Annotated in this window: 8 protein-coding genes (1 of these 8 running past the window's edge); 5 read left to right on the top strand and 3 right to left on the bottom strand. The window is 59.2% G+C overall.

The genetic code is table 11. The annotated features are described in order from the left end of the window. Positions 1-325: the 3' portion of a patatin-like phospholipase family protein gene (locus ACFC5L_RS07685; protein WP_375200855.1), read on the top strand. 665 nt of this gene lie to the left of the window's left edge; the window shows 325 of its 990 coding nt (coding positions 666-990); its start codon lies beyond the left edge, outside the window; its stop codon occupies positions 323-325. A 60-nt stretch (positions 326-385) separates the two neighbouring features. Here ACFC5L_RS07685 and ACFC5L_RS07680 read toward each other — a convergent pair whose 3' ends face one another. Both ACFC5L_RS07680 and ACFC5L_RS07675 read right to left on the bottom strand, forming a co-directional pair. Further along, positions 386-814 carry a CBS domain-containing protein gene (locus ACFC5L_RS07680; protein ID WP_375200856.1) on the bottom strand — a complete coding sequence of 143 codons (429 nt, stop codon included), beginning with the start codon at positions 812-814 and terminating at the stop codon, positions 386-388. A gap of 80 nt (positions 815-894) precedes the next feature. Next, positions 895-1,683, bottom strand: a complete 789-nt coding sequence (locus tag ACFC5L_RS07675) for a rhomboid family intramembrane serine protease (RefSeq protein WP_375200857.1) — start codon at positions 1,681-1,683, stop codon at positions 895-897. Positions 1,684-1,798: 115 nt separating this feature from the next. Between ACFC5L_RS07675 and ACFC5L_RS07670 the strand changes: the two genes are divergently transcribed. The 4 genes from ACFC5L_RS07670 to ACFC5L_RS07655 all read left to right on the top strand — a co-directional run bounded on the left by ACFC5L_RS07670 (position 1,799) and on the right by ACFC5L_RS07655 (position 5,143). Continuing rightward, positions 1,799-2,518, top strand: a complete 720-nt coding sequence (locus ACFC5L_RS07670; RefSeq protein ID WP_375200858.1) for a PilZ domain-containing protein — start codon at positions 1,799-1,801, stop codon at positions 2,516-2,518. A 9-nt stretch (positions 2,519-2,527) separates the two neighbouring features. Beyond that, positions 2,528-3,169, top strand: coding sequence for a GYF domain-containing protein (locus tag ACFC5L_RS07665; RefSeq protein ID WP_375200859.1), 642 nt, complete (start codon positions 2,528-2,530; stop codon positions 3,167-3,169). A 301-nt stretch (positions 3,170-3,470) separates the two neighbouring features. Continuing rightward, positions 3,471-4,268, top strand: coding sequence for a PhoH family protein (locus tag ACFC5L_RS07660; protein ID WP_375200860.1), 798 nt, complete (start codon positions 3,471-3,473; stop codon positions 4,266-4,268). A gap of 113 nt (positions 4,269-4,381) precedes the next feature. Beyond that, positions 4,382-5,143 carry a hypothetical protein gene (locus tag ACFC5L_RS07655; protein WP_375200861.1) on the top strand — a complete coding sequence of 254 codons (762 nt, stop codon included), beginning with the start codon at positions 4,382-4,384 and terminating at the stop codon, positions 5,141-5,143. Here ACFC5L_RS07655 and ACFC5L_RS07650 read toward each other — a convergent pair whose 3' ends face one another. Further along, positions 5,144-6,565 carry a hypothetical protein gene (locus ACFC5L_RS07650; RefSeq protein WP_375200862.1) on the bottom strand — a complete coding sequence of 474 codons (1,422 nt, stop codon included), beginning with the start codon at positions 6,563-6,565 and terminating at the stop codon, positions 5,144-5,146. Positions 6,566-6,572: the final 7 nt, after the last annotated feature.

Genomic DNA, 6,572 nt, shown 5'->3' with positions numbered 1-6,572 from the left:
TCTCGGCGTTGCGCAACGAAAAGCGCGCTTCGGTGAAATGCATCCGGGCATCAAAGATGCGAAAGGCGGCTTTGCGAAGCTCTTTCAAGGAACCGCAAGCGCGCCTGGCGTCGGTTCGGTCATGCTCGCTTCGTTCAATATTTTGATGGACCGCGTCACCCGCTCACGCCTTGCGGGCGAGCCGCCGGACGTTCTGGTGACGCCGCAGGTGGGGCATATCTCTCTTCTCGAGTTCGACAAGGCCGAAGAATTGATCGCCCTTGGCCGCAAGGCGGTCGACGACGCGCGCCCGCAGATTGAAAGCGCGCTTGAATATCTTGGTTAGGCAATGAGCAACCAAGAAATAACGATCTCGATAAACCCTCTTATCGATTGCCCGCATGCTTTAGGAATTGATATATTCCTTTAGCGCCGCCGCCTCCTGTTCGGCTTCCTGGATTTTGCGCTTCACCACATCGCCAATAGAGATGACGCCGATAATCCGGCCGTCGCTCTGCACCGGCAGATGGCGAATGCGTTTTTCCGTCATGCGCCCCATAAGATCATCAATCGTCTCATCTGGCGCGCAAGTGTAAGGATCGCCCGTCATGCAATCGCTGACGCGCATATTGATCGCTTCTGCGCCTTTTTCACCAAGACGTCTCACAATGTCGCGCTCCGACAGGATGCCTACGGCCTCTCCACGCGAGTCTTGTACGATAACGGCGCCAATGTTTTTGTCGTTGAGCACGCCGACAGCGGCGGCGATCGTGTCGTCAGGACTGACGGCGAAAACGTCGGCGCCTTTGGACTGAAGGATATGTTTGGCTTTCATGAGCGCCTCCTTCCCTGCCGCTTATTCTGAACCCGGAGGGTTGGCGACGCAAGCGCCAACGGCGCCCAAAACGCCAGCGTTTACCTTGATGCGCGCGCCATGCGCTCAAAAAGCGGGAACGCTATGAGGCCGAACAGATAGCCGCCCGCATGGGCTTGCCATGCGCTGGCGCCGCCGAGCCAGATATTAAGCTGCCTGCGCCATCCCGGAATCTGACTCAGCATGATTTTTTTGCTTTGCAAAAAGTCGAGCGCAAAATTGAAAAACGCATAGAGGACGAAGTTGATGATTAGAAGTGCGGCGGATATGGCGACAATAACGAAAACTGTTTTTGCTGCGCCTGCGAGCGGCAGCGCAGGCCAGTCGCGGCGCGCAGCAATCAAGACCAGCGCGCCAAAAAGCCCCGCCGCCGCGCCCGATGCGCCGATCATGGGCATGTAGGTTTTCGGGTTCAGCGCCACAAAAGCGAAGGCGCCGGCCATGCCGCAAAGGAGAAAAAAGGCAATGAACGCTGCTGCGGGATCGCTTTTCCCCGGCGCCGTCTTCGACTGCATTTCACGATAAATGAGCGTCCCCGCAACAATGATGGCGGCAAGGTTCACGACATAGTGGAGAAGGTTAATGTGAAAAAACATGTGGCCGAGATACGGGCGAACAAGCCCCATCCACTCGCTGGCCTCCGCGGCATGATTGATCCGCGCCGGCGACACCTCCACCAGGCGCCATATGCGCCGCACAACGCCAGCAGGCGCCGCCGCCATCCCCACCTGGACAAGGGACAAAGCCAGCGCAATTGCGACTACCGGGTTCGGAATCGCATCCAGCCACGGCCAGCGGCTTCGTCTTGGGGTGGTTTCCGGCGTTTCCATGCCTGCTCGCGGTGGACTTGGTAAAAATGATTAACGAAGGCCCCTCTCCAGCGCAAACCTTTGTTCACCAACAGACCGTAAGCTTTCGTTGAGGACCTCAACTCACAGGCTGGCCATGGTTAACCCCAAACCGGATCAAGACGCCGCGCCCTCTTCAAATGGCGCATCCACAGACGCTCATGACGACCGGCGAAAACATCGCCGCGTCGAGCTGCCGGTAAAAGCGCGGTTCCTGACAGAAAAAGGCGTCGAATGCGCCGCGGAAGTGCTCAACATCTCCGCCGCCGGCGCCATGTTGCGCACGAAATTCCCGCCCTCTCTCGGTCAAAGCCTTGTGCTTTATATCGATCAGATCGGGCGCGTCGAAGCCAAGGTTGTTCGCTCCAGCAATAACAGTTTCGCCGTAACCTATCCAAAACGACGCGCAAAGCAGGCCAAGATCGCTGACAACATCACTTCGGCGATAAATAATCGTCACGCTGGCGCCGACCGCCGCACAAACCCGCGCATCCAGCAGGATGCGCCCGCCACTGTCCTTCTCGAGGACGGTCGCGAAGTGAAGTGTTCCATTATGGATATCTCCCTGACCGGAGCCTCGCTCGACATTTCTCCCCGCCCACCGCTTGGAACCCATCTCGTTTTGGGACGGATGACCGCCAAAGTGGTCCGCCGCCACGATAAAGGGGTCGGTGTTGTCTTTACGGGGAGCGCGAAACGTATGGACGACGTTGTGGAGGAAACCACAGCAATCGAGCCATTGGAGACATTTGATGCAACTGGCGCGGGTTTTGCTCAGCGTTTCGGCAAGAAAGGCGTGCGCGCCGGAAACGAATGAGGAAAGCCGATGCTCACGGCTGAGAACTGGTGCATTAAGGTGCAAGAAAAGGTCTACGGACCTTACACGACCCAGCAAATGCGTAAATTCGCGCATGAAGGGCGGCTCGCATCCTGGTCGCTTGTTTCGCCCGCTGGCGGACAGACCTGGCGCGAGGCGAAACGCGAAATCGTTTTCGCCAGCTTCTTTGGTAAAGAAACACCGGTCATCGCCGCCAAGGCGTCGCTGAAGACTTTTGGCAAGCGCAACGATTGCGACAATGTCATCAGTGAAGAGGCGCCGCATGTTGAAACGAACGGCGCCGTCCCGGCAAAAGCCGTCAAAGAAAATCGCGCCAAGCGCGCCGACACGGCGACGGAAACGAGCGATGCAAATTTTGTCGTTATTTTCGATGTGGTCAGCGCCGCAGCAAGCCGCGTTGAAGCTGCGATGATGTCGCTTGGCCCTGCGTTTCGGATTGCCGACAATGTCTGGCATGTCACCTGCGAATTGACGGCTGTCGGCGTGCGCAATGCGATCGCGCCCTATCTGCGCGGCAGCGAATCCATTTTTGTCGTGGACGCTTCGCGCGGCCGCAGCTCCTGGAGCAATTACGCGCCGGAGCCAAACGCCAAACTCGCCGCTGCGCATTTTCGCACGATGCAGCACTAGCTCCCGCATCAACTCAGCCGCGCATTAACGATTACGAATTTTTTCTGACGCCCAAAAAAATTTCGGCGCTACGGCAAAAACGCGTTATAGTGAAATCAGCGAGTGATTCGCGGAGCGCCCTTCAAAGCCCTTACAGGCGAAGGAGTACTAGGCGTCGGAATGCGGTGTAACAGCTTAACGGAGACCCAATCTAGCGCGACTGGCGCAGGGTTTTTGTCACGCTGCAACTTTCTCCATAAGCTTCATTCTACTTCGGCTTGCTCGCCCTTTTCACATCCATATTTGTCATCTGGAGGCGTAAATGGCCAAACGCACGGCGCGCCGCGCGGCGCGGCGCATGCAGGAGCATGTGCATTACGGTGAAGAGTCCAATGTCCGCCGGCTCTTTGATGAGCCGCAGTGGTCCCCAATGGACGAGAATAAATATGATCGCCAAAATCAGAACCGGGGTCCGAACCGAGGCGAAAGCGATCAGAAATACCGCAAGAACATCCGTGCACAGAATGACTCGCAACAAAAAATGCTGGACGCCATCGACGAGGACCCGCTCGTTTTCGCCTGCGGCGCCGCCGGCACAGGCAAAACCTATCTCGCCATCGCCAAGGCCGTCGAAGCGCTGGACTCAGGCGCGGTAAGACGCATAATTCTTTCAAGGCCCGCTGTTGAAGCTGGAGAAAGCCTCGGCTTTCTGCCCGGCGATATGGAGGAAAAACTCTCTCCCTATCTTCGCCCGCTTTATGACGCCTTATGCGACCGCATATCGTCCAAGCGCCTCAAAGCCCTCATGGCCGAAGGCGTGATCGAGATCGCCCCGATCGCCTATATGCGCGGGCGGACGCTCAACAACGCCTATATCGTCATCGATGAGGCGCAGAACTGCACCTATGGCCAGCTCAAAATGCTGCTGACACGGCTTGGCTGGAACTCCTCCATGGTGGTGACCGGCGACCCGGCGCAAAGCGACCTCCTGCCCGGCATGTCCGGCCTCGCCGATGTTGTGGAAAAACTTGAAAATATCGACAATGTCAGCGCCATTCGCTTCACCCGGGAGGATGTGGTGCGCCACCCCCTCGTCGCAGAGATGATTGACGCGCTCTAGGCGCATGGTTTCTGGACGCGGCGGAGCTTTAAAGCTCGCCGCGTCCGCCATCCATTTTACTCCCGGCCGCCTCGTGCTAATGACGACGTTCTGCGAGACACAGGACTGGATCCATGAGTAACGGCTACGGTTTCGGCGGCGAGGAAATCAAACAGGAATCAAGCTGGCGCTATCCGCTGGGCATTTTTCTGGCGACGCTCGTCCTGTGCGCCATTTTTCTCTATTACTATGTGGGCCCGAGCGTGGAGGATTTTTCCGGCAACACGCCGAGCCCGGCGATCACTGAAGAACCTGTGAGGGTGGAGATCGGCGGCATCGTGTTCGCGCCGGCGGCCAATTTCACCGTTTATCCGCGCGCCCGGCGCGGCGGCGCCCGCGACGAAGTGGTGCTCTACGCTCTGTGGCCGACCATGAACGGCTACACGCCCGCCCAGCGCAAGGAATTCATCGAAAATGCGCCGGACACGCGCCGCATCGACATCGTTATTTCCAAACGCACTTCCTCCTTTACCGAGGCGGAGCGTTTCGACCGGCTCTACCTTCCCCAGACCGTTGACTCACGCGGGATCAGAACGCCCTATCAACTCACCAAATTCACCTTCAAGGACCAGCGCTCGAACGTGCCCACAAACGGCTATGCCGATACGGAGTTGTTTGTCGGCGCCGACGCTGCAGGCAAAACGGCGTCTGTCTTCTGCTTCAAGGAAAAGGAAGAGATTACGAGCCCGGAATGCTGGCGCGAATATGAATATGGCGACACGATTGAAGTGAGCTATCGCTTCAAGAGACCTTACCTGCCCGAATGGCGCGCCCTTGACGCCGCCGTGCAGGAGTTCGTCGCCGAACTCGATCAGACGCGACCATCAGGCGAATAATCAGTAACGCTGGAACTGAGCGCTCAAGGCCACCATCAGGAACGGCGCGAGAAACAGCCCGATGCCGGCGACAATCGCGAAATAAGCGGCGGCGGAAATCCCCGCCTCCCATGAAAAAGCATAGGCCGCGGCAACCATTGCCGCGCCGCCCGCCCCGAAAGCCACCGCGAAACGGCGCAACCCGTCGCACATGGCGTTCTGGGCGATGTCGCGTGCGTTGCGCCAGATATCGCCTGCATTGCGCCAGCTTACGGTCAATTGCGAAAAAGCTATCGCGCTCAAGGTAAGCGCCGCGAAGCGTTCAGCCATGGGCGGCGGCGTCATCGCAAAGACAGCATAGACATAACCGGCGAAGACTGTGCTGATGAAAAGCAACGCAGTGATGAGGATGCTCGTGCGCACCGAGACGAAGGCAAGTCCCGATGCAATTAGGATAAGGGTGAGAAAGACGCCAAGGCTCACCGATTCCGCCAGCCCCACTTCAAAAAGAGCGACCACAACAAGGACGCCGGCGATCGCCGTCGCCGCGGATGCGGTCGCCGCGGGAAGCCGCCGCCGAAACGGCCGCCAACTGTCGGCGAAGCGCTGACGGCGGCGATTTTCCTCAACCGCCGCCTGCTCGCTCGGACGAATCAAGGCGAGCGCAGCCGTTGCGAAGACAAGCGCCGACGCGGAAGCAAGCAAGACTTCCGCGCCCGCCCCCACAAGGTCGCGCCAACCGATCATGCCGTAATTGGCCTTGAAGGTGACCACCACCATCCACGCCGCAGCGGCAAGCACGCTAAACGCCGCCGGCGCAATCGCCATATGTCCCGCCGAGGCCGCGGCCGTTTGCGGCGTCAGCCCGCGCGCGAAATGGCGAGCGTAATCGGCGCCGACCCCCGCCCCGACACATACGCCAGCGGTCATGGCGATCGCTGAGGCGGCGCCGCTGAAAGGGGAAGATAAAAGATTGTCGAGCGCCAGATAGCCGATCCCACCCGCAACGCCGGTCGCGGCGGCGATGGGGCCGACGCCGCCGAGCCGCAGGGTGCTGCGCGTCAACGGCGCCAGGGCGGCGAAAAAAGCGAAGAGCCCGACAGCGGCGCCCGCAGCCGCCTTGGGCGCCGTAAAGGGAAGCGGCGCGCTTAAACCACCGAAGACCGCGGAGAGCAAAAGCCCGCACAAAACGACCATCAGCCCAAGAAACAGGATCCGCAGCACTGGTCGTTGCGGCGTCAGCGCCGCAAGCGCCATGGGCGCGCAGACAATCAGCCCCGCCGCCGTCAAAAAATTCAGGATCAACTCGCTACTTAAGACGCCGGGATATTTGCGCGCCCCAAGAACGCACAGGACAGCGAGACCAAGCGCCATCACGCCCGACGCAAGCAAGGGACGTTCAGCCGACAGCCTTCCGACAAACCCCGTTGGCGCCCCGGGCAAAGGTCAC

This window comes from Hyphococcus sp. (genome assembly GCF_041986965.1).
In the GTDB taxonomy this organism is placed as follows: domain Bacteria; phylum Pseudomonadota; class Alphaproteobacteria; order Caulobacterales; family Parvularculaceae; genus Hyphococcus.
Note: the sequence above shows the minus strand (reverse complement) of the source record. Positions and strands in the feature narration are given on the sequence as shown.